General features: G+C 54.2%; 31 protein-coding genes, 1 tRNA gene and 3 pseudogenes. 23 read left to right on the top strand and 12 right to left on the bottom strand.

Going from position 1 to position 22,572, the window contains the following annotated elements; translation table 11 throughout:
• Positions 1 to 2: 2 nt before the first annotated feature.
• From HFM78_RS04815 to HFM78_RS04795, 5 genes and pseudogenes are all read right to left on the bottom strand, one after another.
• Positions 3 to 437: an HNH endonuclease gene (locus HFM78_RS04815; RefSeq protein WP_287128287.1), complete on the bottom strand. Its 435-nt coding sequence runs from the start codon at positions 435 to 437 to the stop codon at positions 3 to 5.
• Positions 434 to 790 carry a hypothetical protein gene (locus tag HFM78_RS04810; protein ID WP_287128286.1) on the bottom strand — a complete coding sequence of 119 codons (357 nt, stop codon included), beginning with the start codon at positions 788 to 790 and terminating at the stop codon, positions 434 to 436. Before HFM78_RS04810 ends, HFM78_RS04815 begins: the two co-directional genes overlap by 4 nt.
• Positions 791 to 841: 51 nt before the next feature.
• Positions 842 to 1,066: a hypothetical protein gene (locus HFM78_RS04805; RefSeq protein ID WP_287128285.1), complete on the bottom strand. Its 225-nt coding sequence runs from the start codon at positions 1,064 to 1,066 to the stop codon at positions 842 to 844.
• Between the two features lie 13 nt (positions 1,067 to 1,079).
• Complete coding sequence (locus tag HFM78_RS04800) at positions 1,080 to 1,280, bottom strand: hypothetical protein (protein ID WP_287128284.1); 201 nt, start codon at positions 1,278 to 1,280, stop codon at positions 1,080 to 1,082.
• A gap of 344 nt (positions 1,281 to 1,624) precedes the next feature.
• Positions 1,625 to 2,401, bottom strand: a pseudogene (locus HFM78_RS04795) (N-6 DNA methylase); the annotation flags it as partial.
• 306 nt (positions 2,402 to 2,707) lie between these two features.
• Here HFM78_RS04795 and HFM78_RS04790 point away from each other — a divergent pair.
• Positions 2,708 to 2,783 (top strand) — tRNA-Arg (locus HFM78_RS04790).
• A gap of 189 nt (positions 2,784 to 2,972) precedes the next feature.
• On the opposite strand, the gene HFM78_RS04785 is transcribed toward HFM78_RS04790, so the two are convergent.
• Both HFM78_RS04785 and HFM78_RS04780 read right to left on the bottom strand, forming a co-directional pair.
• Positions 2,973 to 3,497, bottom strand: a complete 525-nt coding sequence (locus tag HFM78_RS04785) for a DUF2518 family protein (protein WP_287128282.1) — start codon at positions 3,495 to 3,497, stop codon at positions 2,973 to 2,975.
• Positions 3,498 to 3,500: 3 nt separating this feature from the next.
• Positions 3,501 to 4,439, bottom strand: coding sequence for a S1 RNA-binding domain-containing protein (locus HFM78_RS04780; protein WP_287128281.1), 939 nt, complete (start codon positions 4,437 to 4,439; stop codon positions 3,501 to 3,503).
• Between the two features lie 225 nt (positions 4,440 to 4,664).
• On the opposite strand from HFM78_RS04780, the gene rpsS reads away from it, so the two are divergent.
• The 19 genes and pseudogenes from rpsS to HFM78_RS04685 all read left to right on the top strand — a co-directional run bounded on the left by rpsS (position 4,665) and on the right by HFM78_RS04685 (position 16,155).
• A complete protein-coding gene (gene rpsS / locus HFM78_RS04775; RefSeq protein WP_287128280.1) occupies positions 4,665 to 4,946 on the top strand; it encodes a 30S ribosomal protein S19 in 282 nt (93 codons plus the stop codon).
• A gap of 15 nt (positions 4,947 to 4,961) precedes the next feature.
• On the top strand, positions 4,962 to 5,330 hold the full coding sequence (gene rplV / locus HFM78_RS04770; RefSeq protein ID WP_287128279.1) for a 50S ribosomal protein L22: 369 nt from the start codon (positions 4,962 to 4,964) through the stop codon (positions 5,328 to 5,330).
• Positions 5,330 to 6,052, top strand: a complete 723-nt coding sequence (gene rpsC / locus HFM78_RS04765) for a 30S ribosomal protein S3 (RefSeq protein ID WP_287128278.1) — start codon at positions 5,330 to 5,332, stop codon at positions 6,050 to 6,052. The genes rplV and rpsC overlap by 1 nt, the downstream gene beginning before the upstream one ends.
• A gap of 2 nt (positions 6,053 to 6,054) precedes the next feature.
• The gene (rplP, locus tag HFM78_RS04760) at positions 6,055 to 6,540 is read left to right on the top strand and encodes a 50S ribosomal protein L16 (protein WP_287128277.1); all 486 of its coding nucleotides are present in this window, start codon (positions 6,055 to 6,057) and stop codon (positions 6,538 to 6,540) included.
• The gene (rpmC, locus tag HFM78_RS04755; protein WP_287128276.1) at positions 6,521 to 6,733 is read left to right on the top strand and encodes a 50S ribosomal protein L29; all 213 of its coding nucleotides are present in this window, start codon (positions 6,521 to 6,523) and stop codon (positions 6,731 to 6,733) included. The genes rplP and rpmC overlap by 20 nt, the downstream gene beginning before the upstream one ends.
• Positions 6,726 to 6,944 (top strand): annotated as a pseudogene (rpsQ, locus tag HFM78_RS04750) (30S ribosomal protein S17); the annotation flags it as partial. The gene rpmC and the pseudogene rpsQ, both read left to right, overlap by 8 nt.
• A gap of 272 nt (positions 6,945 to 7,216) precedes the next feature.
• Complete coding sequence (gene rplN, locus HFM78_RS04745; protein WP_287128275.1) at positions 7,217 to 7,624, top strand: 50S ribosomal protein L14; 408 nt, start codon at positions 7,217 to 7,219, stop codon at positions 7,622 to 7,624.
• Entirely contained in the window at positions 7,624 to 7,980 is a 357-nt protein-coding gene (gene rplX, locus HFM78_RS04740; protein ID WP_287128274.1) for a 50S ribosomal protein L24, read from the top strand. Before rplN ends, rplX begins: the two co-directional genes overlap by 1 nt.
• A 2-nt stretch (positions 7,981 to 7,982) precedes the next feature.
• Complete coding sequence (gene rplE / locus HFM78_RS04735) at positions 7,983 to 8,549, top strand: 50S ribosomal protein L5 (RefSeq protein ID WP_287128273.1); 567 nt, start codon at positions 7,983 to 7,985, stop codon at positions 8,547 to 8,549.
• Positions 8,550 to 8,560: 11 nt separating this feature from the next.
• Entirely contained in the window at positions 8,561 to 8,854 is a 294-nt protein-coding gene (gene rpsN / locus HFM78_RS04730) for a 30S ribosomal protein S14 (RefSeq protein WP_287128272.1), read from the top strand.
• Positions 8,855 to 8,863: 9 nt separating this feature from the next.
• A complete protein-coding gene (gene rpsH / locus HFM78_RS04725) occupies positions 8,864 to 9,283 on the top strand; it encodes a 30S ribosomal protein S8 (protein WP_287128271.1) in 420 nt (139 codons plus the stop codon).
• A 9-nt stretch (positions 9,284 to 9,292) separates the two neighbouring features.
• Positions 9,293 to 9,868 (top strand): 50S ribosomal protein L6, encoded by a 576-nt coding sequence (gene rplF, locus HFM78_RS04720; protein ID WP_287128270.1) that lies wholly within the window; start codon positions 9,293 to 9,295, stop codon positions 9,866 to 9,868.
• A 48-nt stretch (positions 9,869 to 9,916) separates the two neighbouring features.
• On the top strand, positions 9,917 to 10,765 hold the full coding sequence (locus tag HFM78_RS04715; protein ID WP_287128269.1) for a hypothetical protein: 849 nt from the start codon (positions 9,917 to 9,919) through the stop codon (positions 10,763 to 10,765).
• Positions 10,762 to 11,388 (top strand): imidazole glycerol phosphate synthase subunit HisH, encoded by a 627-nt coding sequence (gene hisH / locus HFM78_RS04710; RefSeq protein ID WP_287128268.1) that lies wholly within the window; start codon positions 10,762 to 10,764, stop codon positions 11,386 to 11,388. The genes HFM78_RS04715 and hisH overlap by 4 nt, the downstream gene beginning before the upstream one ends.
• A 10-nt stretch (positions 11,389 to 11,398) precedes the next feature.
• Complete coding sequence (locus tag HFM78_RS04705; RefSeq protein ID WP_287128267.1) at positions 11,399 to 12,292, top strand: hypothetical protein; 894 nt, start codon at positions 11,399 to 11,401, stop codon at positions 12,290 to 12,292.
• 21 nt (positions 12,293 to 12,313) lie between these two features.
• Positions 12,314 to 13,204: a homogentisate phytyltransferase gene (locus tag HFM78_RS04700; protein ID WP_287128266.1), complete on the top strand. Its 891-nt coding sequence runs from the start codon at positions 12,314 to 12,316 to the stop codon at positions 13,202 to 13,204.
• Between the two features lie 7 nt (positions 13,205 to 13,211).
• A complete protein-coding gene (queC, locus tag HFM78_RS04695) occupies positions 13,212 to 13,901 on the top strand; it encodes a 7-cyano-7-deazaguanine synthase QueC (RefSeq protein ID WP_287128265.1) in 690 nt (229 codons plus the stop codon).
• Positions 13,902 to 13,972: 71 nt separating this feature from the next.
• Positions 13,973 to 14,437, top strand: coding sequence for a hypothetical protein (locus HFM78_RS04690; protein WP_287128264.1), 465 nt, complete (start codon positions 13,973 to 13,975; stop codon positions 14,435 to 14,437).
• A gap of 185 nt (positions 14,438 to 14,622) precedes the next feature.
• Positions 14,623 to 16,155: a HEAT repeat domain-containing protein gene (locus tag HFM78_RS04685; RefSeq protein WP_287128263.1), complete on the top strand. Its 1,533-nt coding sequence runs from the start codon at positions 14,623 to 14,625 to the stop codon at positions 16,153 to 16,155.
• Here HFM78_RS04685 and pip read toward each other — a convergent pair.
• From pip to HFM78_RS04670, 3 genes are read right to left on the bottom strand one after another with little or no spacing between them, the layout of a single operon-like run.
• Positions 16,152 to 17,102: a prolyl aminopeptidase gene (gene pip, locus HFM78_RS04680; RefSeq protein ID WP_287128262.1), complete on the bottom strand. Its 951-nt coding sequence runs from the start codon at positions 17,100 to 17,102 to the stop codon at positions 16,152 to 16,154. The genes HFM78_RS04685 and pip overlap by 4 nt on opposite strands.
• A 19-nt stretch (positions 17,103 to 17,121) precedes the next feature.
• Positions 17,122 to 18,261: a class I SAM-dependent methyltransferase gene (locus HFM78_RS04675; protein ID WP_287128261.1), complete on the bottom strand. Its 1,140-nt coding sequence runs from the start codon at positions 18,259 to 18,261 to the stop codon at positions 17,122 to 17,124.
• A complete protein-coding gene (locus tag HFM78_RS04670) occupies positions 18,254 to 18,736 on the bottom strand; it encodes a WbuC family cupin fold metalloprotein (RefSeq protein ID WP_287128260.1) in 483 nt (160 codons plus the stop codon). Before HFM78_RS04670 ends, HFM78_RS04675 begins: the two co-directional genes overlap by 8 nt.
• Before the next feature lie 202 nt (positions 18,737 to 18,938).
• Between HFM78_RS04670 and HFM78_RS04665 the strand changes: the two genes are divergently transcribed.
• On the top strand, positions 18,939 to 19,211 hold the full coding sequence (locus HFM78_RS04665; protein WP_287128259.1) for a GlsB/YeaQ/YmgE family stress response membrane protein: 273 nt from the start codon (positions 18,939 to 18,941) through the stop codon (positions 19,209 to 19,211).
• Between the two features lie 153 nt (positions 19,212 to 19,364).
• Positions 19,365 to 20,870: a hypothetical protein gene (locus tag HFM78_RS04660; protein WP_287128258.1), complete on the top strand. Its 1,506-nt coding sequence runs from the start codon at positions 19,365 to 19,367 to the stop codon at positions 20,868 to 20,870.
• On the opposite strand, the gene HFM78_RS04655 is transcribed toward HFM78_RS04660, so the two are convergent.
• Both HFM78_RS04655 and HFM78_RS04650 read right to left on the bottom strand, forming a co-directional pair.
• Positions 20,857 to 21,579, bottom strand: coding sequence for an anti-sigma factor domain-containing protein (locus HFM78_RS04655; RefSeq protein WP_287128257.1), 723 nt, complete (start codon positions 21,577 to 21,579; stop codon positions 20,857 to 20,859). The two genes, HFM78_RS04660 and HFM78_RS04655, sit on opposite strands and share 14 nt — an antisense overlap.
• Complete coding sequence (locus tag HFM78_RS04650) at positions 21,576 to 22,124, bottom strand: sigma-70 family RNA polymerase sigma factor (RefSeq protein ID WP_396033638.1); 549 nt, start codon at positions 22,122 to 22,124, stop codon at positions 21,576 to 21,578. Before HFM78_RS04650 ends, HFM78_RS04655 begins: the two co-directional genes overlap by 4 nt.
• A 304-nt stretch (positions 22,125 to 22,428) precedes the next feature.
• Between HFM78_RS04650 and HFM78_RS16015 the strand changes: the two are divergent.
• A pseudogene (locus tag HFM78_RS16015) lies at positions 22,429 to 22,572 on the top strand (photosystem II q(b) protein); the annotation flags it as partial.

The raw sequence follows: 22,572 nt of genomic DNA, 5'->3' as shown, positions 1-22,572 counted from the left end.
CATCAACTCCGTGTAGCGATAGGAAGCAGTTCCAATTCAGCCAGCACTTTACGCACTGGCAAATACTCATCACGGTTTATTCGCAACAGTTTTATAGTCACCCGTCCAATTGCCGTTAAAGGTTGAATCATACTATCTTCCACCTGGAAGCAAAAATGATCAACCCAATTATCCTTTCTAGGGTTAAAAAGTCTTACGATATCGCCAGATTCTGGATCAATTGAAGCAATATCACTACCCTTTGCTTGATTACATAACACGCAGGACAACGCTAAATTTTCTAGATCAGTTGACCCGCCATGTTTTTCTGCAATCACATGATCGAGCTGATGATGAGCTAAAACAACCATTTCAGAAATCAAGCAATACTCACAACAACCCTGAGCACGAGCAAATACAACCTCTCTCAAAGCATTAGAAATGTAAGTTTTACTCATTTAGCTTGCTGTAATTTCAACAGGGCCTGAGTTTTAGCTAATCGTACAAGATGCTCAATAAACTCATAGTGCTGCCATAAGATGCGATCACCAGCATCCAAGCCTTGAGTACGATTTTTATCCAGCAGCGCGTCAACTTCAGCCTGCACCGTGGGAGATAACCGTAGAGCTAAAATCTCTTGTGGCGATGGTAGCTTAGCTAAAAACTCTAGAATCTCAGTCAGGCCAGAAAAATCTATGGACGGATTAGCGTCAAGTTCACGCAAGCCTAGCATCAAGATTTGAGGTAAGCTCTCCTTACGAGATCCCAAAGTCTTAGCCATTTCATCGGGTATTTGGAGCGTAACTTCCATCACTGCTGTTCCCTGAGATACGACTTTATGGATATGTTACCTTACGCCTCTTCAGTTCGTTGATGCTTTTTGAACCTGGGCTACCTGATCCACGGATAAGCCCAGCATTTGAGCGATTTCCTCTACACTAAAGCTCCGTGCTAATAATGCAGGTACTGCTTTAAGCTTGCCTTTGAGTTCCCCTTCGAGCTTACCTTTGAGTTCCCCTTCAAGCCTGCCACGAGCTAGGGTTTCCTTTTCCCATTCCAGATAAGCTTGGTCTAACCGTACCAGCATCTCATCCTCCTCTTTAGTTCGTTGATGCTTGTTGGGCCTGGGCTACCTGATCCACGGATAAGCCCAGAATTTGAGCGATTTCCTCTACCCTAAAGCTCCGTGCTAATAATGCAGGTACTGCTTTAAGCTTGCCTTTGAGTTCCCCTTCAAGTCTCCCACGAGTCAGGGTTTCTCTTTCCCATTCCAGATAAGCTTGGTCTAACCGTACCAGCATCTCATCCTCCTCTTCGGGCTGTTGGTTCCTTTTGCGCCTGATTTTCCAGGCTGCCACTAATCTCAAGACCATCATACGCAATGGATCATTGGTCGCAAGGCCAAAAATTTCTTGCAGTGCTGTCTCCTGGGTCCCTTTGCGCCCCAATGCCCGTAAGGACAAAGTTTCTGGTGTGCTGGCAATTGATGAATCGCTACCAAAGCCGAGCGTAACCCCTCGGGCATAAAATACACTCCCGCAGGCCAGCCCTCCCTAGGGTATGCTCCAAAACTTTGCAAGGTTCTAACCGACAGCGTTGGGGCAATAATCCAAAGCATCACCTGTTCGGATTCGAGTAGTTTCTGGTCTTGGGCCAAACTATCGCGGTAGCTGACATCAGGATTATCCACCCCGTGCAGCGTCATATTCATCGAACCAATGCGCAACATCGTCGGGTCAAAATCATACCCGTGGAACATCTGCTCATGAAAATGCTTACGCTGTTGTTCCTTGCGGAATAGAGAAGGATAGTGCTCACGCAGATATTCACCCGCAGCCACCAAAAAGCCACAGGTTCCTGCCGCCGGGTCACAAATCACATCATTGGGTGTGGGCTGGGTCAACTCCACCATCAAGCGAATAATGTGGCGTGGCGTGCGAAACTGACCATTTTGACCAGCGCTAGCAATCTTACCGAGCATGTATTCATAGAGATCGCCCTTGGTATCGCGGTCTTCCATCGGGATTTTGTCCAGCATCTCCACGGTCTTAGCCAGGAGTGCCGGATTACTGAAGCCCAACCGCGCATCCTTCATATGGCGACCGTAGCTTGAACCCTTCTCCCCCATCGTGCGTAAAAAAGGAAACACACGCTCATCCACCACTTCCATCATCTGGCGCGGCTCAAAGTTCTTGAAGTGTGACCAGCGCAGGTTATCACTACCCTCTGGAAAGATACGACGCTCCATGGCAATGCCTAGGGCCTCGGCCTTGCTCTCCTCAAGAGTCTGTAGATCGTCTAGGCGTTTGATAAAGAGCAGGTAGGTGATCTGTTCGATGACCGACAACGGATTAGACACCCCTCCAGAACAAAAGGCATTCCAGATTTGGTCTACCTGGTTACGAATTTCACCGATTAACACTAAGGCTTACTCCCCATCCGCTGGTTTTACCTGATACCTAAAATACGACCTTTTGAGCTGTGGCATCATATCGCCGCCCTCCATCTGCGCCATTAGCTGATATGAACAGCAAATAACCGTTTACCTTAGAAAGTAAAGTCGGTATGGGGCAGCAATCTAAGGTTTGAAGCAGTAGCTCTACTAGCTCAAATTGAACTGTGCAAACCTGGATACGCTGTGTTTTGTATGGTACATTGAGAAAGCGGTCAAAGTTCAATTTAGCTCAAAAAAAGCTCAATTGAGCTAGACAACAGCCAGGATCACCATGCGCTCGTAGCTCAGTGGATAGAGCATCTGACTACGGATCAGAGGGTCGGGAGTTCGAATCTCTCCGAGCGCACCACCCATATCAAGCTACAAAAGCTTCTGGATCTATGGCAGGGAGGGTGCTAATTTTTCAGCAGGATTTGAAAGGAAACAAAATAGGGTGATAGTAGACTCGATTTTAGTTAAGCCGACCCACTTACCCTAGGAATTTTCAGCAGAGATGCCAGCTAAAATTTTATCGAGAGGGTAGACTTTTCGGACTTTCTTAGGGCCTAGCCTGAGTTCGTGCAGTCTGTAAGGTTGCAAACGCAGTTGGGTCAATAGTTACCTGTCCACCATCGGTAAGCGGCGCATTGACGGGTAGTTCGATTTTGCCAAGGACAATTACTTGGGAGATGCCCGATTTCACACTGACTAGCGTCCGGGCGACGATCTGCAACTTACCACTGGCATCTCCGCCCCGCCGCCCTGAACTGAAGAGCTGGGAGCGGGCCTGTTGGAGGGTCAGGCTTAATTCCTCAGAGGTGATCTCGGGGGCAACGGCAATGACAACCCTGCCGCGTCCCCGGTCAAAGACCACTTCATAGGGTTTGGCCCCTTCCACCTTGGGCCGGGTCAGGGGTGCAAAGGTCAGGGCGAATAACCCAGCCGTCAACACCACTAAGAACCCGGTATAGCCCACGACCTTGAACCGCCAGGGCTGTTTGGTCAGTAGGCCAAAAACCATGGCAAGCGCACTGAGGACCAACCCCGCCAAGGCAATCTGACCAGCGAGGCGGAAGGTCTCCACTGCCTATTCTTCTTCCGTAGCGGTGGCTTCGGGGACTTCTTCGAGGGCCGCTGTCTGCTCAGCTAAGAGCTTCTGACGGAACTTCTCGGCGCGGTCTTCGGCTAGGGCATAGACCTGGGCTGAATCCTGGACCATTTCGCCCGGGGTTTCTTCCAGTTGCTTCGTCGAGAGGGAGATCCGCCCACGTTCGGCGTCTAGGTCAATGACCATGACCTTGATCTCATCCCCGACGTTGAAGACACTATGGGGAGTCTCGATATGGTCATGGGAGATTTCAGAGATGTGCAACAGGCCCGATACCCCGCCGATGTCAATGAATGCACCGTAGGGCTTGATGCCCCGGACCCGGCCCACGACCACCTGGTATTGCTCCAGCTTGTTCATGCGGCGTTCCACCAAGGCGCGGCGGTGGGAGAGGACCAAGCGGTTGCGCTCTTCATCCACTTCCAAGAACTTCAGGGGCAATTCCTGGTCAATCAATTCTTCCTTCGGCTCCTTGGTACTCAGGTGCGAGCCGGGAATGAAGCCACGCAGACCTTCGATACGGACCAAGGCCCCGCCCCGATTGACGGCGAAAATCTTGGCACGGACGGTCTCATCCTTAGATTGGAGGGCACGGACCCGCTCCCAGGCTTTCATGTATTCCAGACGGCGAATTGAGAGGGTAAGCTGGCCCTCCTCGTTCTCTTCCGTCAGAATAAAGAATTCGCGCACATCCCCTTCATTGACCACTTCTTCGGGGTTAACGACCCGGTTAATAGACATCTCTTGAAGCGGTAAAAAAGCGGCTGTCTTCGCCCCAATGTCAATCAGGGCACCCCTCGGTTCTAGGCTGAAGACCGTACCATTTACAATATCGCCGGGGCTGAAATGATAGTCGTACTGCGATAGCAGACGCTCAAAGTCTTCTCTGGTAAAACCAATGTCCGTGGTCTGGACCAAGGGATTCCTCCTGATGGGAAAAAATAGGGACAATCCCTAGTATGCCACAAGTTCTCAGGCAATGTTGCATACCTACTAGACAAGCAAGAGGAATGTCTGTATTCTAGGAAAGTGCTTCTGGTAAAAGTAGCTTTTTACCACGGAAACTGTGAGGCTCGGCTTCACAAGTCCTGCACACCTTTGCTAGACGTTGTTGCCGCGTGGCGGTGTAAGACAGGGTTACTCATGGGACGCTCATTGAAGAAGGGGCCATTCGTTTTGGTGGCACTCCTACGCAAAGTTGACCGTATGAATAGCAAGAACGAGAAGCGTGTGATCAAAACTTGGTCACGGGCTTCCACAATCTTGCCTGACTTTGTGGGTCATACCATCGCTGTCCATAACGGTAAACAGCACGTACCTGTGTATGTCACTGAGCAGATGGTGGGTCAGAAACTCGGGGAGTTCGCTCCGACCCGTATTTTTAAGGGTCACTCGGGTGGTAAAGACAAGAAGGCCAAGCGGTAATCCAGGAGACCGATCATGCCCGCTACCGATGAACGGCTCGAAGCCAAAGCCATTGCCCGCTACATCCGCATGTCGCCGACGAAAGTACGCCGGGTCCTTGATACGATCCGGGGCCGCACCTATCAAGACGCGCTGATCATGTTGGAATTTATGCCCTACGCCGCTTGTGAACCGATCCGCAAGGTGCTGGAATCAGCCGCCGCCAACGCTGAACACAACCTCAACCTTGATAAGGGCGGCCTCATTGTCAGTCGGGCCTTTGCCGACGGAGGACCGACCTTGAAGCGATTTAAGGCCGGAGACCGGGGCCGCGCCCGTCCGATCCGTAAGCGCACCAGCCACATTACCATTGCGGTCGCCACACCCGAAGAGGAGGAAAGCTAATGGGACAGAAGATTCACCCGATTGGGTTGCGACTGGGCATCATCCACTCGCACTCCTCCCGTTGGTTTGCCTCGCACTTGAACTACAGTACGTTGCTGAAAGAGGACACCAAAATTCGTGCCTACATCACCAAACAATTGGCGAGCGCGGGTTTGGCGGGGATTCAATTAGACCGCAAGGCCGAGCAGGTGGAAGTAACGATCCGTACTGCCCGTCCTGGGGTGGTGGTGGGCCGGGGCGGGGCCGGAATTGAGAAGTTGCGCGGGGAACTTGAAAAGCTTCTAGGTCGTAAACAAATTCGTATTAACGTTCAAGAAGTTCCCCGCGCCGACGCTGAAGCGGCCTTGATTGCCGAGTACATCGCCAGTCAACTCGAAAAACGGGTCGCTTTCCGCCGGGTTATCCGCCAGACGATCCAGCGTGCCCAACGCGCCGGGGTCCAAGGTATCAAGATCATGGTGGCTGGACGGCTCAACGGGGCGGAGATTGCCCGGACGGAGTGGACCCGCGAAGGCCGCGTTCCTTTACATACCCTCCGCGCCGATATTGATTACGCCGAGGGCCGTGCCCAGACGATCTATGGGGTAATTGGGATCAAGATTTGGATTTTTAAAGGTGAAGTCTTGCCCACCGAAGACCGGCAGGCTACCGCCCCGAACCAAGCCCCTCCCAAACGGCGCAAAAAACTACAGTATGACGTAGCAGCGGAAGAGGGGTCCTAATCATGTTGATGCCCAAACGGACAAAATTTCGGAAACAACAACGCGGGCGCATGGGCGGCAAGGCTACCCAGGGCAACCGGATTAATTTTGGTGATTTCGCCTTGGTCGCCCAGGAACCTTGTTGGATGACCGCCCGCCAGATTGAGGCAGCCCGTCGCGCCATGATGCGCTTCATGCGTCGGGGCGGGAAGGTATTTATCCGCATCTTCCCTGATAAACCCGTGACCCAACGCGCCGCTGAGACCCGGATGGGTTCAGGTAAAGGTGCGCCGGAATATTGGGTGGCTGTCATCAAGCCCGGTCGGGTCCTCTTTGAGATCCAGGGCGTTGAAGAGATTACTGCCCGTGAAGCGATGCGTTTGGCGGCTCATAAGTTGCCGATTCATACCCGGTTCATGACCAAGGCGGACTTCCCGGCTCCGGAGACGACGACTTTGACCGTGGAACCCCTAGCTCCTGAGGTGGAAGATGGCCCTATCGAAGATTAGTGAGTTGCGGGAACTGAGCGATGAGGACGTGCGCGAAGGTATCCTCTCCTGCAAAAAAGAACTCTTTGAACTGCGGGTCCAAAAAGCCACCCGTCAGCTAGAGAAGGTCCACACCTTGGTCCATGCCAAACATAAGCTTGCCCAGTTGATGACCGTGGCGGCTGAGCGCAAAAGGAGTCTTCCCAGTGGCTAAGAAAGAAAAAGTAGGGGTGGTCGTAAGCTCTGCCATGCAGAAAACGATTGTCGTGGCGGTGGAGAACCGTTCGCCTCACCCCAAATACCGCAAAGTCATTGTCCAAACCAAGCGGTTCAAGGCCCACGACGAAGAGAATCTCTGTAAGACGGGGGACCGGGTGCGGATCTTAGAATCCAAGCCCCTCAGCAAGACAAAAGCCTGGGTGGTCCTGTCGAAGTACGATCCGCAGGGTCAAGAGATTGTACTTTATCCCGACTTGATGCCCGTCGCTGCTGTAATTCAGATGGCTCCTGAACCGACGGTCAGGCTAGAACCCACGCTTCAAGAGTTAGCCGCCATCGAACCGCTAGCTGAAGAAACCGTGACTGCGTTAGTAGTAGCTGAAACGGTCGTCGAGTTGGAACCGACCGTTGAGACCATACCTGAGGTAGCAAAGACCTATGGGGAAACTATCGAACCTACCCCTGAGGAGGAAACCCCATGATCCAGGTCCAGACTAGACTTGCCGTTGCTGATAACACCGGGGCACGGGAACTGATGTGTATCCGCGTCCTCGGCTCCACTGTGGGTAGTAAGGGCTTGACCACTGGCGGCGGTGGGGGCAATAAACGCTACGCCGGGGTTGGGGATGTGATTGTAGCCGTCGTCAAGGATGCCCAGCCCAATATGCCCGTCAAAAAATCCGATGTTGTCCGGGCCGTGATTGTCCGTACTGTATCTTCGATTCGACGCTCTAACGGCATGACGATCCGGTTTGATGACAACGCTGCGGTCATCCTTAAAAAAGACGGCAACCCGATGGGCACCCGTGTTTTTGGTCCGGTCGCCCGTGAACTGCGCGATAAGAACTTTACCAAAATCATCTCGTTGGCCCCGGAGGTGTTGTGATGGCAACTAGTAACAGTAAGCCCCACTTCAAGATCCATGTCAAAACCGGTGATACCATCCAGGTCATCTCTGGCAAATACAAGGGCAAAGTCGCCAAGATCCTGCGCGTCCTTACCGAAACTTCCCAGGTGGTCGTGGAGGGGGTCAACCTCGTCACCAAGCACGTCAAGCCTCAGGGCGAGCAACCCGGACGCAAGGACCGCAAGGAAGGGCCGATCCATTCCAGCAAGGTCATGCTCTACTCCGAGAAGCAGAAGACCGCTTCACGGGTTGGGTTTCGGGTGACGGAGGACGGTCGTAAGGTCCGTTACCTCAAGAAGACCGACGAAGTCCTTGACCCCAAACCTAGGAGTTGATTATGTCTGTCACAGCTATCAAAGAAGCGACCCGACTTAAGGGAATTTACAACACCATCGTCGCGCCCCGGCTCAAAGAACAGTTCAAATACGAGAACATTCACCAGATCCCACGTCTGACGAAAGTTGTCATCAACCGGGGGGTCGGAGAAGCTGGTGCCAACGCCAAGGCCCTTGATATTTCGCTTAAAGAGATCGGGATTATCACGGGTCAACAACCCGTCATTACCCGTGCCAAAAAAGCCATCGCTAGCTTCAAGGTCCGCGCCGGGATGCCCGTCGGGATCATGGTCACGCTGCGGGCTGACAAGATGTACGAGTTTATGGACCGCCTGATGAATATTGCCCTGCCTCGGATTCGGGACTTCCGGGGGGTCAACCCCAAGTCCTTCGACGGGCGTGGCAACTGCACCTTGGGGCTGAAGGAACAGTTGCTTTTCCCTGAAATCAGTTACGAGAGTGTGGACAAGATGCGGGGTATGGACATCATTATCTGTACCACCGCGCCCAATGATGAAGAGGGCCGTGCGTTGTTGACGGAACTCGGTATGCCCTTTCGCAAACCCTAGGAGTAGCAACCATGGCTAAGACCTCAATGATTGAGCGCGAAAAACGGCGGTCCAAGCTAGTCCTCAAGGAAGCCGATAAACGCCTCGAGATCAAAGAATCCCTCCGCACTGGAGAGGACCCGATGGTGGTTCAGGAGCAACTCCAGAAACTCCATCGTAATGGTGCCCCGATCCGTCTTCAGCGGCGTTGTTGGAAGTGCGGTCGTCCCCGTGCAGTGTACCGCGACACGGGTTTATGCCGGATTTGTTTTCGGGAGATGGCCCACGACGGATTCTTGCCCGGTATTGTCAAGGCCAGTTGGTAGGAGAAGCGCATGAAGACTGCTGTAAACGCCCATGTCACCGATACTGTTGCCGACCTGCTCACCCGTGTCCGCAACGCTAATATGGCCCGCCACCAATCCGTGCGTGCCCGTGCTACCCGCTTGACCCGCGATATCGCCCGTGTCCTCTATGAAGAAGGCTTCATTCTGGGCTACGAAGAAGTGGGTGAGGGCATTGCGGCCCAAGTCGAACTCTTCTTGAAGTACAAGGGTCAGCAGCGCAAACCGATTATTACTAACCTCAAGCGCATCTCTCGCCCCGGTCTCAGGGTCTATAGTAACCACCGGGAACTGCCCCGGGTGTTGGGAGGGATTGGCATTGCCATTATCTCCACCTCCTCGGGGGTCATGACCGACCGGGAAGCCCGTCGCCGGGGGATTGGCGGCGAGGTCCTCTGTCACGTCTATTAAGGAGTCGCTATGTCACGTATTGGTCGCCGTCCTATTCCGGTCCCTGCCAAGGTCAACATTACCCGCCAGGACCAGCACGTCACCGTCAAGGGCCCTAGGGGTGAATTGTCACTCACGATGGTGGATGCGATGAACCTAGTTGAAGAGAATGGCATTCTCACCGTGGAGCGCAAAGATGAGTCCCGCACCTCCCGCCAACTCCACGGCTTGACCCGTACCCTGGTTGCCAATATGGTGACAGGGGTGACGACCGGGTTCTCCAAACCAATGCAGATCGCGGGCATTGGCTATCGTCTCCAGGTGCAAGGTAACAAGCTTCAAATTACGGCTGGGTTCTCCCACCCGGTCGAAGTCGAGTTGCCCACGGGTATCACGGTGGAAATTGAGGCAAAGCCCGGTCCCATTGCGGGCACCCGTAACCAGCAGGGATTTAACTTTGCCGTCAAAGGGATTGATAAACAATTGGTGGGAGACGTGGCGGCTGAGATCCGCGCCCTGCGTCCGCCTGAACCCTATAAAGGTAAGGGTATTCGGTATCAAGGTGAGCGCATTATCCTCAAAGCAGGTAAGTCCGGCAAGAAATAGCTGACGTACCGCTGGGCTATGATAAAAACCACATCCTCAAGGTGTCCGATGCGTCCCTTTGTTGCCTTGACCCTGGCTGTGGTATTGGGTTGGAGTTACCCAGTCTTGGCCTACCGGACTCTGGTGAGTGTCCCCACTGAAGTTAGCTCCGGTCCGGTGCAACTTATTGGGGTATCGAGTAGCCTGCAAGATACTAAGCAATCCCTCAATAGCCTCTGGGATACTACTCTTACCCTACGCCGCGAACCTACGCCAGACTTGCGCCTAATTAGTGAGGTCGAGTTGGAACTACTCTTAATGGGTAGCCAGGGTGAGACCATTGAGCGAGTGGTCACGCGGGTCAGCATCAGTGGTATTTGGCAGAATAATGAAACTCGTCAGGTGCGCCTAGTCCGCAGCTACTTGGGCTGGCCTGCCACCGGACTCCAGGGGCGTGTCCTCCAAGTCAAATATGCGACGGGGGAGCCTTGGCTGGAACCGGTGACGACAGTAGTTACAACGGACCTCGTCCCGCCGGATGAAAGTGAAGAAGTCAGCATTAATCCCAGTGCAGCCGACACGCCCTATATCCCGCCTACGGTCCTTGGAACTGGCGGGAGTAGTGGCGGAGGGGGAAGTCCTGCGCCTGCGGTCCGTCCGACCCGTCCCCGCGCCGTCCGTCCCCGGCCTACAGCGGCTCCCGCGCCGAGTAATCAGTCTATCAACGGCAATCGGACGGCTACGCCGCCTAGTCCCTTCGCGCCATCTATTTTTAGTGGTCCTGGCGCAACGGGTACTAGTACGAATGGCAATACGAATAGCAATACCAATCGCACAACTCCGCCCGGTGCGCCGGTCCCCGGTTCAATTCCAATTGGTTCATCTCCGCCGCAACCCGGTGGGGATGGCGAGCGATGAGACTCGCCTTAATTGATTACGGGGCCGGGAATTTGCACTCAGCCCGTCGTGCCTTTGAATTTGGGGGTGCCACTGTAGAGGTGACAGCGGACCCAGGGGTGTTGGCTCAGGCCGATGGATTGGTTTTACCGGGGGTAGGGGCTTTTGACCCGACCATGACCAAGCTAGAGGGGCTGGGGTTACGAGAGGTCATCTTGGCACAGGCCCGCCGTAAACCCTTACTTGGTATTTGTATCGGCCTTCAGGTGCTTTTTGAGGGATCTGAGGAAGGGAGTCGGCCCGGTCTGGGCTTGATCCCGGGGGTCTGTCGTCGCTTCCACCCCGAACCCAGCCTCAATGTGCCCCACATGGGCTGGAACCAGTTGGAGACCGTAGCCAATCCGCTCTGGACTGGGTTGGCGGAGCGGCCCTGGGTCTATTATGTCCACACGTACTTCCCAGTACCGACGGACCCCAGTGTGGTAATTGCGCGGAGTCAGCATGGGCATCAGTTATTCTGCGCGGCAGTCCAGCAGGGACTCGTCTGGGGCACCCAGTTTCACCCCGAGAAATCCAGTCAGGCGGGATTACAGATTGTCCGTAATTTCCTGAGCCAAGTCGCCCAGACTGCCCTCAGTCACTGATGATTCCCTGATGATTCCCTGGGCACAGTTGCGGGGTCAGGAGCGGGCTGTCCAATTACTTACCCGTGCCATAGCTCTAGACCGGGTAGCCCAAGGTTATTTATTCTGTGGCCCCCAGGGGGTCGGTAAGGCGCTAGCGGCCCGTCTTTTTGCCCAGGCTCTCCTACAAGATGACCAGTCTCAACCCCCGGACTTGCTCTGGCTGGAGCCGACTTACAAAAAAGGGGACCGACTCTACACGGCTGAGCAAGCCCAGGGCCTAGAATTCACCCAACTCCCTCAGGTCCGCCTTGAACAGATCCGGAACGCGGGTCAATTTTTGAGCCTCCGTCCTTTGCGGGCTCTTCGTAAAGTGGTGGTGATTGAGGGGGCGGAGACGATGCAAGAAGCCGCCGCCAATGCCCTACTCAAAACCTTAGAAGAACCCCTGGGTGCGGTCTTGGTTCTCCTCGCGCCTCAGGTCCATCGGGTCTTGCCCACGGTGCGGTCCCGGTGCCAACTGGTTCCCTTCTATCGGTTGTCCGATGCCCTAATCCGTGAACTAGTTGGCCCCAATTACCCGCCGGAAGTTATTACGATGGCCCAGGGTAGTCCGGGGGAGGTAGTCCGGCTCGCTCAGGAGCTCGCCCGCGTCCCGCCCAAGCTCCTGGATGCTTTTTTACCGTGGCCCCGGCAACCCCTCCCGATGTTGCAGCTAGCCCGTGAAGTTGAGGGACTGGACCTCAAGGCCCAACTTTGGCTGGTGGATTATCTGCAACAAAAACTATGGGCGCAAGGTGAACAGAAGGCTCTCTTGCCCCTGGAGCAGTTACGGAAACGGCTGACCCGCCATGTCCAACCCCGCCTCGCCTGGGAAGTCGCCCTCCTTGAAACTCTGTCTGCCCCCCACTATCCGGTACACTGAAGGGCGGCGACGGTGTAGGCGTTGATCCTCTCAAAAAATCCTCTGTGGCAGTTCAGCCGTCCCCATACGATGATTGGCACGACGTTGAGCGTCCTGGGTATCCTAGGCGTTTTTCTGGCGGAAACTCAACGGATTAGTGATTCGGTCCTCTGGGTTCTCGGTATTGCTCTCGTCAGTTGTCTATTGGCGAATGTATACATTGTCGGGCTCAATCAACTCACCGATGTGGCAATTGACCGCATCAATAAACCCTACCTGCCCCTCGCCCAAGGGACCCTGCAACCCGAGCAAGCCCGCTGGATAGTGGGGGTTTGTGGTGGCGTCGCCTTGGGGCTGGCGTTGCTACAGGGGGGATTCCTGTGGGGAACAGTGCTCGTTAGTATCTTGATTGGGACCGCCTATTCCTTGCCGCCCTTGCGTTTGAAACGGTTCTCAGGCTGGGCTTCGCTCTGTATTTTGGTGGTGCGTGGCGTAGTAGTTAATTTGGGGCTTTATGGCTATTTTGCTCAAGCTCTGGCTCCTTCTGTAATCTGGCCCCCCCGTCTTTTAGCTCTAACAGTGTTTATGGTGATTTTTGGTATCGTTATTGCTCTATTTAAAGATATCCCCGATACCGTAGGCGATAAGCTCAATAATATTCAAACGCTTTCGGTCCAGTGGGGACGGACGGTGGTTTTTCGACTGTGTATCGTATTTTTAGTCCTTGATTATCTGGGGTTGATGGCTTTTGGGCTGGGGACGACGTTCTGGAGTCCGGCAGGAATAGTCTTATTGATTGCCTCCCACGTCTTACTGCTGGGGTGGCTCGGCTACCAGAGCCGGACGGTTAGTCAGTTCACGGAGTTTTATCAATTTATTTGGCGGCTATTTTATTTGGAATACCTGCTCTTTCCCTTGACCTGTCTGCTATGAGGAACCCATGACGCAACCCAAGGCTGTGGTCCTGCTCAGTGGGGGACTGGATTCGAGTACGGTCCTCTACGGGGCCAAAGCCCAGGGCTATCAGCTTTTTGCCCTCTCCTTTGACTACCAGCAACGCCACCAGCGTGAACTCCAAGCGGCCCGAGCTATTGCTCACCAAGCCGGGGTGACGGAACACCGCGTCATCCAGTTTGACCTGCGCCAGTGGGGAGGGTCGGCTTTGACCGGCGAGACTGCCATACCCCAGGACCGTCCCCTGGCTGTGATGGGTGAGGGTATCCCCGTCACCTATGTCCCGGCACGGAACACGATTTTCTTGGCCTTTGCCCTAGCCTATGCCGAGGCAACGGGGGCGGGGACGGTCTTGCTCGGTGCTCACATTCAAGACTATTCGGGTTACCCGGACTGCCGCCCAGACTACTTAGCGGCAATGGGCGAGGTCTATCGGCTCGGGACCAAGGTTGGACGGGAGGGACAACCTATTCAACTCATTGCCCCCTTAATCCAACTGAGTAAACGCGAAATTATTCAACTAGGGGACCGCCACGGGGTGCCTTGGGCCTTGACCTACAGTTGTTATCAAGGAAGGGAACTCGCCTGTGGACGCTGTGATAGTTGCCTCTTGCGCCAGCAAGCCTTCCAGGACCTAGGCCGCGAAGACCCCATAGCCTATGACACCCCCAGTTAGTTACTCCGCATTGAGCGAAAGATGGCAGATTAGAGATGAGATATCTTAAAAGTAGCTCGCTGGTGGTCTTCATGAATCGTCTGTTGCTCCTACTAGGTACGCTATTTATCCTTTCTGCCCTACCCATCCAAGCTGAACCCGTCCCGTCTGAATCTGTCCCGACTGAACCCATCCGAGTTGAACCGGCCCAAGCCGCACGGATTAGCATCTCCCCCACGGAATTAATCCGGCCCCGGACCCTCCCGATGCTCTGGAACCAGTTTTTTGCCGATGATACCGATAATGTCCGGCCCGGAGTTGTCAACGAATACAAAGTCGCAGTCCAGCCCGGTCAGACGCTCTATATTAATGTCATTGCCCTGGATGTCGGGCGGCGCAACCTCGTCTACATCCATGTACCCGAAGCCGCCACGGATACCACGGCGCGGCCCCGCACCTACCGTTGGTCTGGCAATGTCCCCGGCAAAACCGAACTCACCCTCCAAGTCTGGAGTGAATGGGATTCTCCCTATGTGCTTGAAGTGACCCGTAAATGATGATTTAAAAGGGGGATTGTGAGTACTTTTTAAAATCTGTTTCCTCCTTAAGGGCAGCTAGGGAGGATCGCTTCTGCCTTGGTTCCCCACGAGTGGGGCGGAGGGGCCTCCTTGCTGAGGCAGCGCATAAGTCGGGGACTGATGAGTATAGGTAAACTATAAGAACACTGAACACGGAGTTTGTCATGAATATTCTATGGCTCGCACAAGCTGTGGAAAGTAATAAACCAGCGGATGTGGCAAGTCTAATCACCACGTTTGGGCCAGCCGGACTTTTCACTATTTTGCTACTCATTGCCTCGCCCTTTCTATCCTCTTCGATGAAAGAAGCCCATAAAGATGACCGCCAAGGACAGGCACTGGTTTTTCAGGGGGTGTTTGTCGGGGTCTGGGTTGTGATTGCTGGTCTCACACTCTATATCGTTTGGGCCTGGAATCGGGCGACCACTCAAGAGGCGATGATCCAGGGTGAATTCTCTGACCTTGTCGCCCCCGCCAAAATTACTAGTAGAGCGTTTCGGAATGACCCTGCTTTATTCCTTAGTTCAGAAGTGCAGGAGAATGGACGGATTACCTACGCATGGCTGCTCTTACCAGGTAAAAATCAAAAAATTAAGTTTTTTCTGGACCGCACCCCGCCTTGTAATCCAAAGAGCATTGGCGGGAGTGATGTTTGTTCAGAGGCTAACAATATTACCAAATATGAACTGATGATCCATCCTGACTTCTACAAGAATAAGGTACAGATTGACTACGATTCAGAAAGTAAAAAGCTATTTCTTGCCAATTCTGAGGAACCCGAATTACTCCAAATTAAGTCCTTGGATGACCGTCAGGAGCCGACTGAAGATGACCGTCAAGAGCCGATAGTGACGGGAAGCGCATTGGATAGTTCACTTTTCGCTTGGTTGAAGCAGGTCGGGGTAGCCTACGCTCAGTCAGCCTTACCAGCTAATAAGGCGAACGACTACAACAAGCTTTTGGAAGCCGATGACCTCAACATTCGGCTGGATGCCCGCGCCAATCTCGCCGCTGAGGGCCACAGTGCCCTTGGTTATATTCAAAAAATTCTCAGCAATCCGCAAAGTTCCTATCGCTTGCGGTTGGGGGCCTTGACTGCCCTCGGTAAGATGGACCGCAAAAAAGATGGACTCAATCCTAATTCCCTCAGTGATCAAGCCCTGACCAATGTAATTGAGGCTAGTGCTGATCCCGATAGTGCCCTGCGACGAGCAGCGCGGGGTGTAATTTCCAGGGCCTACAGTCCAGAGATGGCAAAAGTCTTCGAGGAAGTTCTCACCGAAGCCAAGGCCGAATCGAGTAAGGACCAAGCCCAGAGACTTGATGACCTCGCTTGGTCCGGTTTGCAGATGTATTACCAAATCGGGGTTGAGCAAAAAGATCTATTCAGAACGCGCCGGGATGAACAGCAGATCCAAGCGTCCTTGCAAGCCTTTGCGCGGGGCTGGCAATTACGGTCTGAAGCCAAACCAGAAAGTCAATATATCTTTGCCAAGGCCCTTTATGGACACGGCTTGGCTCTCCATGACCAATCCGTAATTGCCAAGAGTCCAGCTTCGAGCAAAGCAGCCCAGGCAAAGTTTCGAGAGTTCATCGGCTTCCTGACGCAGGTAGGCCAGAACCGCTACCCCTACCCGCACCACCTTACCCAGGCAAAAAATTACATCATTAACCCTGTGGCGGCGAGTTTGAGCTAAGCCAGCCCTGCCATCTGGTCTGTTGCCCGAATGAGACGGTCAGTGATCCCCGGCTCAAAAGCGGAGTGTCCCGCATCGGGAATGATATGAAACTCAGCCTCGGGCCAGACTCGGTGGAGGTCCCAGGCATTTTTGAGAGGACAGATTACGTCGTAGCGGCCATGAACAATCACTGCCGGGAGATGACGAATCCGATTTACATTTTGTAAAAGCTGGTCATCAGTTTCAAAGAAGCCCCGGTTGACAAAGTAATGACACTCAATCCGGGCAAAGGCGAGGGCGAAACGGTCCTGTCCGAAGCGGTTGAGGGTCGCCGGGTCCACTTGTAATTTACTGGTCGCGCCCTCCCAGGTACTCCAGGCGCGGGCGGCTTGTTGACATTGCTCGGGGTCCGGTCCCGTCAAGAGCCGATGGTAGGCCGTCACGAGATCATGGCGTTGGTCAGGGAGAATGACTTTCACGAAATCCTCCCACAGGTCTGGGAACAGGTTAGAGGTCCCTTCCTGGTAGAACCAGTCAATCTCGGCCTTGCGTATTAAAAAGATCCCGCGCAATACCAAAGAACGCACCCGCTCAGGATGGGTCTCGCTGTAGGCCAAGGCCAAGGTGCTCCCCCAGGACCCGCCAAAAACATGCCAAGTCTCAATCTCTAAATGGACCCGCAACTGCTCCATATCAGTCACTAGGTCCCAGGTCGTGTTCTCCTCTAGACAGGCATGGGGGGTACTTTTGCCACTGCCGCGCTGGTCAAAGAGCACAATCCGGTAAACCTCAGGATTAAAGAAACGACGCAGGGTACCCTCGGTCCCGGCCCCCGGCCCGCCATGGATGAAGATGACCGGCTGCCCCGAGGGATTGCCGGAGACTTCGTAGTAAATTGTATGCAGCTGGGAGACTGGGAGTAGCCCCTGTTCATGGGGCGCAAGGGGCGGGTAGAGGGTACGCATGGGCTGAGTCCAATTTCTTTTAGTTTAAGGGCGGGACCTGCCAACCTTTGAGGACCGTGGCTTGTTCAGTTGGAGTCAAATTCTTGCTCTGGAGGAGGACCCCGAAGCGGCCTAATCCGGTGGGGTCCATCAAGCGGTGGATGGCTTGGTGACGCTGTAAGCCTTGGTTAAGGGATAACGTCGCGTCGTCGCGGAGGTCTGCCAACCGCTCGGCTAAACCCAGGGCCATCAAAAAAAGTCCCTGCTGGGTAAAACCAAGTTTCTTCAGGCCACACTGCTTTCCGTAGCGTTCGAGGGCGGTGAAGTCCACATGGGCGGTCAAGTCCTGTTCCCCCAAATACTGATAGGGATTGCTGTTGGTGGTGTGCTGGTGATAGCAGAGGAGGGTCCCGGTGGTGCGCCCTGGGTGATAGTAACGGGGCGCAGCATAACCATAATCAATCGTCAATAAGTAGCCCCGCGCCAGATGCGCCGCCACTTGGTCAAGCCAGTCCAAGGCCGCCAAGTTCACCTCACTCTGATAGCCCGTGGGATAACTGTCAAGCTCCACCCCAATCAACGCAAAATATTCTGCCAGCCGGGGGGTGGAAGGCTCGCCGAGAACCTCGGTGAAGCCATCGCCAACCGTGACGTAAATCTCCTGTAACCGCCCGTCCTGGATCTGGAAACGGTGGACCGGGAACGCATCCACCAATTCATTGGCGAAAAAACAACCCGTCACCGTCCCCCAATCCGTCCCCAACCAGCGCACTGGCTGCCCGACCAATTGCTGTTGTTGTTGACGGGTCAAAGCCGGGGACCGCTCAACAATGGCGTAGTCTAGGTTCTGATAAAACTCTGGGTGGACGCGCTCCAGGTAGACCAGGATATCCCGCGCCAATAACCCCTGCCCCGCCCCCATCTCCACAGCGGTGAAATGCGTCAGCCCCAACACCTGACCCATCTCAACTAACTGTTCAGCTAGCAATTCCCCGAAGTCAGGACCGACATGAGGCGAGGTATAGAAGTCTCCACTTTTACCAATCTGGGTCCGCTGAGCACTGTAGTAGCCATAGCGCGGTTCATAGAGGACGTAATCCATAAACTGGGCAAAGGTAATGCGCTGGTTGGGTTGCTTGTGAATCCGCTGCACGATGAGGTCAGCGAGGGTCTCAGACATCGTTTGGTCCCTGGAAGTATGCTTCCCAGGTTGCCACCCATTGAGCGGCGATGGGTGTACCTTCCGGCGGGAAACTAGTAATAAAAGTTTTATCCGTGGTGGGGTCGTAGGGTCCGGCCTTGATCTCCAGTAGGGCCGTATCAGGGGTAAGGGCGACGAGGGTATGGTAGCTCCCGGCAGTAAGTTCTAGGCCCTTGGTTGCTCCGGTGGCACTGAGGCGAATAGCGGTTTCCACCGTCCCATCCTCCGTCAATGTCAAAAACCCCAATTCTCCTTGGAGCACCAGAAAAAACTCAAAACCCCGCCCGTGGCAGTGGGGCCGCACGTAGGTCCCCGGTTGTAGGACATTCACAAACCGTTGGATCGATTCCTCTAATTCATGGAAGTTATAGTTTTGGCGCAGACGGGGCTGGGCACGGGCCGCTGTTGCCGTCTCATTAAGCAGGTTTTGGGTAAGGAGTTTGAGGGGCTGCATAGTAATCCCGAGCAGTGGCTCCATGGTACTTTTTTGACCTCAAAAAATTACTCCATACGAACAAATTGCTGTTGATGTAGGCGAGTAGCTCTGTAGATGGAGCAGGAATGATAAGTTCTGAACTCAACTTGTCTCCCCAGAGAGAGGGGGACCGCTGAGCTAGCCCTTACTTTAAGGTCATCTTGTTGATTGAGGCTTAGACATGAACATTTTGGCTTGGATCTTGTTGGGGCTAATCGCGGGCGCGATTGCCAAAGCTGTCTATCCCGGCACTCAAGGCGGCAATATCTTCAGCACGATTATCCTGGGGGTTATCGGTGCTTTCCTGGGCGGGACCCTGGGTGTCTTTTTGCAGACGGGCCAACTCGCCTTGGCTTCACCCAGCTTGAGTATCACCGGGATTGTTGTTTCGGTGCTGGGCGCGATGCTGGCGATTTTCCTCTGGGGCCTCTTCACCCGTCGGTCCACCCCGTAAACCGTTTTACTTTTTGCCTAGACCCGGGAAACATCCTGGGTCTTTGTCGTATCAGGGTCTATCTTTAGATAGAACTTTTTAGGGATAAATTTAGGTTAATTCGATATAGCTGACTCCCCGTGAATTCTAGCTAGACAATTTAAGGAGGAGGGGTTGGAATTTAAACTGTTTTTTAAAAATTTGACGCTAGTACGGCACTCGGTTTTGGCAGGGCTCGTGAGTTTAGTTTTTTTTGCCCTGGCTGGGTTTGGGATTGGGCACCACGAGATGTGGCTTGATGAACTCCAGGCATGGCAGATTGCCCGGACTAGTAACTCCCTAGGAGAACTCTTTGCCAACCTGCGCTATGAAGGCCATCCTGGGCTCTGGCATCTGGGCTTATTCCTACTGAGTCGGTTCTCGCCTGAGCCTTGGCTGATGCAGGTTTATCATCTGTTCTTGGCGACGGCGGGGGTGTATATATTTGTCCGCTATGCACCTTTCACCAGCTTGCAACGGGTTTTGTTTGTGTTTGGCTATTTCACTTTTTACGAATATTCCCTGATTAGTCGGGGTTATGGGCTGGGAATGCTACTGATATTTATTTTCTGCGCTCTTTACCAAGCTCATAAACCTTATCGGTGGCTAGTTCTAGTCTTGGTCTTACTGGCAAATACGAGTGTCTATGGACTTTTGATTGCTTTGACCCTCGGTTTGGGGTTGGTTCTGGAACCTGGTTGTCGCGCCAAACGCTGGTGGCTTGCGACAGCGGTCGGGGCGTTGGGGGTCGTCATCCTCCAGGTCCTCCCGCCGCCGGATAAAGTCTTCGGCGGGGATTGGCAGTTGCGGTTTGACCTCCCGTACCTAGCCCAGATCTTGAGCGTGGTTTGGCAGAGCTATCTCCCTATTCCCCAATTCACCCTGGAGTTTTGGAATACGAACTGGTTATTGGCGGCTCCGGGGGGGTTGGGCTGGGCCGCCTTGGGTTCCTTAGGCCTGGGGCTTACTTCCTGGCACTACCTTGGTGGACATCCCCTAGCGCGTCGGGTCTATCTACTGGGTTCTAGTGGGGTCCTTTTATTTACCTACTTGGTCTACTACGGTTCGCTGCGCCACCACGGACACCTGTTTGTGTTGTGGATAGCGTGTTTCTGGTTGAGTGCCAAGACTCCAGCCCCTGCGGGCCGAGACCAGTTCATCAACGTGGTCCTAGGCGTTCAAGCCGTGGCAGGAGTCCTGGCTTTTAGTCTGGATGTGCGCTATCCCTTTTCGACGGCTCAGGCTATGGCGCGGTTAATTCAACAACAGGACCCAGACTGGCTCCTCGTCGGCAGCCGTGACTATGCCCTGTCTCCAGTGGCGGGCTATCTGGACCGGGCCATCTATTACCCGGAGAGTGGACGCTTTAACCGCTTTGTCGTCTGGGACCGCGAACGTCAGCAGGAGTTGAGTTTCACCGACTTGGCCCAACGCGCGACAGCGATGGCTGACCAGCAGCAAAAGAGTGTCCTTCTTGTGGTCAACTACGTCCCCATCACCTTTAATCGCACCTTACCCACCGAAGAATACATCTGGTCTAGTCAACCGCTGCCCTTACGTCTGGAACCCCTGCCGGTTGACTTACCGCCCAGCATCCTCGGCGATAGTGACTTCCGGCTGTATCGAATCAGGCCCCGCTAGTCATCACCATTGGACCTGTGGGTTTGGGGAGTATTTGGGTGGGTTCAATCGTGACCGCTAGTACCCCACCAGGGAGGGTCGCAGCGGCGGGTAACTTAATGAAGACCGTGCCCTGGGGACCGGGAGTAAAATCACCCCGCGCCTCGGGTTGGTTTGCAAAGACCCGCCACAAGCGATAAACCTGACCCTCCGTCAAGGGCGGTAAATTTTGGAGGAGGAGGACAGCCTCACTCGTGCCTGGGGTAATCAGGATGCTCCCGGAAGCTTGAGCCCCCTCTGCCATACCTTTCATGGTGACGAGTTGGGTCTGGGGCTGCTGGAGCATCGCTAAGACATCGCGCTCCTGAGCTAGTTGAGCCTGGGTGGTCGTCAAGCCCTGACGCAGTTGGTAGTTATCTAGACCTAATACGACTACGCCGACCGCCGCCAAACCGATTAGGGCTTGGGTCCAAGGGAACTGCCGGACGGGTGGAGCCGTGGCTTGGGCGGCTTGGAGGATACGGGCGCGTAGTGCAGGCGTAGGTCCCGGCTCAGTATCAGGTAGAGCATAGGGCAAGAGTCCCAGGGTCGCCTGCAAGCGTTCTACCTCGGTATCGAGGGCGGGTTTTGCTTGCAGGAGTTGATTAAATAGTTGCTGCTCCTCGGGGGAGAGGTTCCCTAGGACATAACCAGCAATGAGTTCCTGTTCGGGTTGAGGGAATATAGTCATCCTACAAAGTCCTGCAAGAGTTGACGGAGCTTGAGTAAGCCTTGACGGGCGCGGGTTTTGACCGTACCCAGGGGGGTATTGAGGGTATCGGCAATCTGCATCTGGGTCAGCCCGTCATAGTAGGCCAGCTCTAGGACTTGCCGTTGATTGAGGGGGAGTTCCTGGAGGGCAGCGCGGACCTGGGTGGAGCGTTCCCCCAAGGCGGCGTGTTCAAAAGGGGTCGTTGGGGGGGTAGGCACATTCTGGCTCCACTTCTGTAAAAAGCGCAGGTTAGAACTCCGTGAGCGGAGACGGTCAATGGCCCGCGAACGGGTCAAAGTCAACAGATAGTTACTCAGGGAACCCCGGTTAGGGTCGTAGCCCTGATTCTTCCATAGCATCAAAAAGATTTCCTGCGTCAGGTCCTCAGCTTCTGAGACATTGCCCAAGACGCGCAGAGCCAGACGGTGCACCAGCCCCCCATAGCGGTCATAGAGGACGGATAAGGCCGTAAGGTCGCCCGCCTGTAAACTCCGAAAAACCTCACGGTCTGGCGTAACTGGCATCGTCAAACCTTTTAAGAAAACTGGGGCGGTAGGGTCATCATACCGGAGCAAGGATGCCAAGGTCCCTCCCCAAAAATAGCTGAATCAAACCCGCGACAATTGACCTTACTTGACCTGACAACATCCACAAACTCCGGGGGTCTCACTATTGGAATACGCGCTCAGGAACGGCATGGATTACATGGGTTCACAGCATTGACCAATCAGCCCTCGTTATGACGCCATCTGTAAACTTGCATGAATGAGGATGTAACAGGTGGTTGGGTAGAACGTAACATTGAGGAGTAAACCTTGGGTAACACCAATGACCGCTACTCTTGAACGCCGCCAAGCGCGCTCCCTCTGGGGTCAGTTTTGCGACTGGGTTACTTCCACCAACAATCGCCTCTACGTCGGCTGGTTCGGCGTCCTGATGATCCCCACCCTGCTGACCGCTATCACCTGCTAC

The sequence above is a fragment of the Candidatus Cyanaurora vandensis genome (genome assembly GCF_013285555.1).
GTDB classification, from domain to species: Bacteria; Cyanobacteriota; Cyanobacteriia; order Gloeobacterales; family Anthocerotibacteraceae; genus Cyanaurora; species Cyanaurora vandensis.
The sequence above is the reverse complement of the archived record's forward strand: the minus strand, read 5'-3'. Positions and strand labels throughout refer to the sequence as shown.

What these genes read in the sequence shown, in the direction of transcription:
- HFM78_RS04815 (WP_287128287.1), bottom strand. Translation starts at nt 437, where the DNA reads ATGAGTAAAACTTACATTTCTAATGCTTTGAGAGAGGTTGTATTTGCT.
- HFM78_RS04810 (WP_287128286.1), bottom strand. Translation starts at nt 790, where the DNA reads ATGGAAGTTACGCTCCAAATACCCGATGAAATGGCTAAGACTTTGGGA.
- HFM78_RS04805 (WP_287128285.1), bottom strand. Translation starts at nt 1,066, where the DNA reads ATGCTGGTACGGTTAGACCAAGCTTATCTGGAATGGGAAAAGGAAACC.
- HFM78_RS04800 (WP_287128284.1), bottom strand. Translation starts at nt 1,280, where the DNA reads ATGCTGGTACGGTTAGACCAAGCTTATCTGGAATGGGAAAGAGAAACC.
- rpsS (WP_287128280.1), top strand. Translation starts at nt 4,665, where the DNA reads ATGGGACGCTCATTGAAGAAGGGGCCATTCGTTTTGGTGGCACTCCTA.
- rplV (WP_287128279.1), top strand. Translation starts at nt 4,962, where the DNA reads ATGCCCGCTACCGATGAACGGCTCGAAGCCAAAGCCATTGCCCGCTAC.
- rpsC (WP_287128278.1), top strand. Translation starts at nt 5,330, where the DNA reads ATGGGACAGAAGATTCACCCGATTGGGTTGCGACTGGGCATCATCCAC.
- rplP (WP_287128277.1), top strand. Translation starts at nt 6,055, where the DNA reads ATGTTGATGCCCAAACGGACAAAATTTCGGAAACAACAACGCGGGCGC.
- rpmC (WP_287128276.1), top strand. Translation starts at nt 6,521, where the DNA reads ATGGCCCTATCGAAGATTAGTGAGTTGCGGGAACTGAGCGATGAGGAC.
- rplN (WP_287128275.1), top strand. Translation starts at nt 7,217, where the DNA reads ATGATCCAGGTCCAGACTAGACTTGCCGTTGCTGATAACACCGGGGCA.
- rplX (WP_287128274.1), top strand. Translation starts at nt 7,624, where the DNA reads ATGGCAACTAGTAACAGTAAGCCCCACTTCAAGATCCATGTCAAAACC.
- rplE (WP_287128273.1), top strand. Translation starts at nt 7,983, where the DNA reads ATGTCTGTCACAGCTATCAAAGAAGCGACCCGACTTAAGGGAATTTAC.
- rpsN (WP_287128272.1), top strand. Translation starts at nt 8,561, where the DNA reads ATGGCTAAGACCTCAATGATTGAGCGCGAAAAACGGCGGTCCAAGCTA.
- rpsH (WP_287128271.1), top strand. Translation starts at nt 8,864, where the DNA reads ATGAAGACTGCTGTAAACGCCCATGTCACCGATACTGTTGCCGACCTG.
- rplF (WP_287128270.1), top strand. Translation starts at nt 9,293, where the DNA reads ATGTCACGTATTGGTCGCCGTCCTATTCCGGTCCCTGCCAAGGTCAAC.
- HFM78_RS04715 (WP_287128269.1), top strand. Translation starts at nt 9,917, where the DNA reads ATGCGTCCCTTTGTTGCCTTGACCCTGGCTGTGGTATTGGGTTGGAGT.
- hisH (WP_287128268.1), top strand. Translation starts at nt 10,762, where the DNA reads ATGAGACTCGCCTTAATTGATTACGGGGCCGGGAATTTGCACTCAGCC.
- HFM78_RS04705 (WP_287128267.1), top strand. Translation starts at nt 11,399, where the DNA reads ATGATTCCCTGGGCACAGTTGCGGGGTCAGGAGCGGGCTGTCCAATTA.
- queC (WP_287128265.1), top strand. Translation starts at nt 13,212, where the DNA reads ATGACGCAACCCAAGGCTGTGGTCCTGCTCAGTGGGGGACTGGATTCG.
- HFM78_RS04690 (WP_287128264.1), top strand. Translation starts at nt 13,973, where the DNA reads ATGAATCGTCTGTTGCTCCTACTAGGTACGCTATTTATCCTTTCTGCC.
- HFM78_RS04685 (WP_287128263.1), top strand. Translation starts at nt 14,623, where the DNA reads ATGAATATTCTATGGCTCGCACAAGCTGTGGAAAGTAATAAACCAGCG.
- pip (WP_287128262.1), bottom strand. Translation starts at nt 17,102, where the DNA reads ATGCGTACCCTCTACCCGCCCCTTGCGCCCCATGAACAGGGGCTACTC.
- HFM78_RS04675 (WP_287128261.1), bottom strand. Translation starts at nt 18,261, where the DNA reads ATGTCTGAGACCCTCGCTGACCTCATCGTGCAGCGGATTCACAAGCAA.
- HFM78_RS04670 (WP_287128260.1), bottom strand. Translation starts at nt 18,736, where the DNA reads ATGCAGCCCCTCAAACTCCTTACCCAAAACCTGCTTAATGAGACGGCA.
- HFM78_RS04665 (WP_287128259.1), top strand. Translation starts at nt 18,939, where the DNA reads ATGAACATTTTGGCTTGGATCTTGTTGGGGCTAATCGCGGGCGCGATT.
- HFM78_RS04655 (WP_287128257.1), bottom strand. Translation starts at nt 21,579, where the DNA reads ATGACTATATTCCCTCAACCCGAACAGGAACTCATTGCTGGTTATGTC.
- HFM78_RS04650 (WP_396033638.1), bottom strand. Translation starts at nt 22,124, where the DNA reads ATGCCAGTTACGCCAGACCGTGAGGTTTTTCGGAGTTTACAGGCGGGC.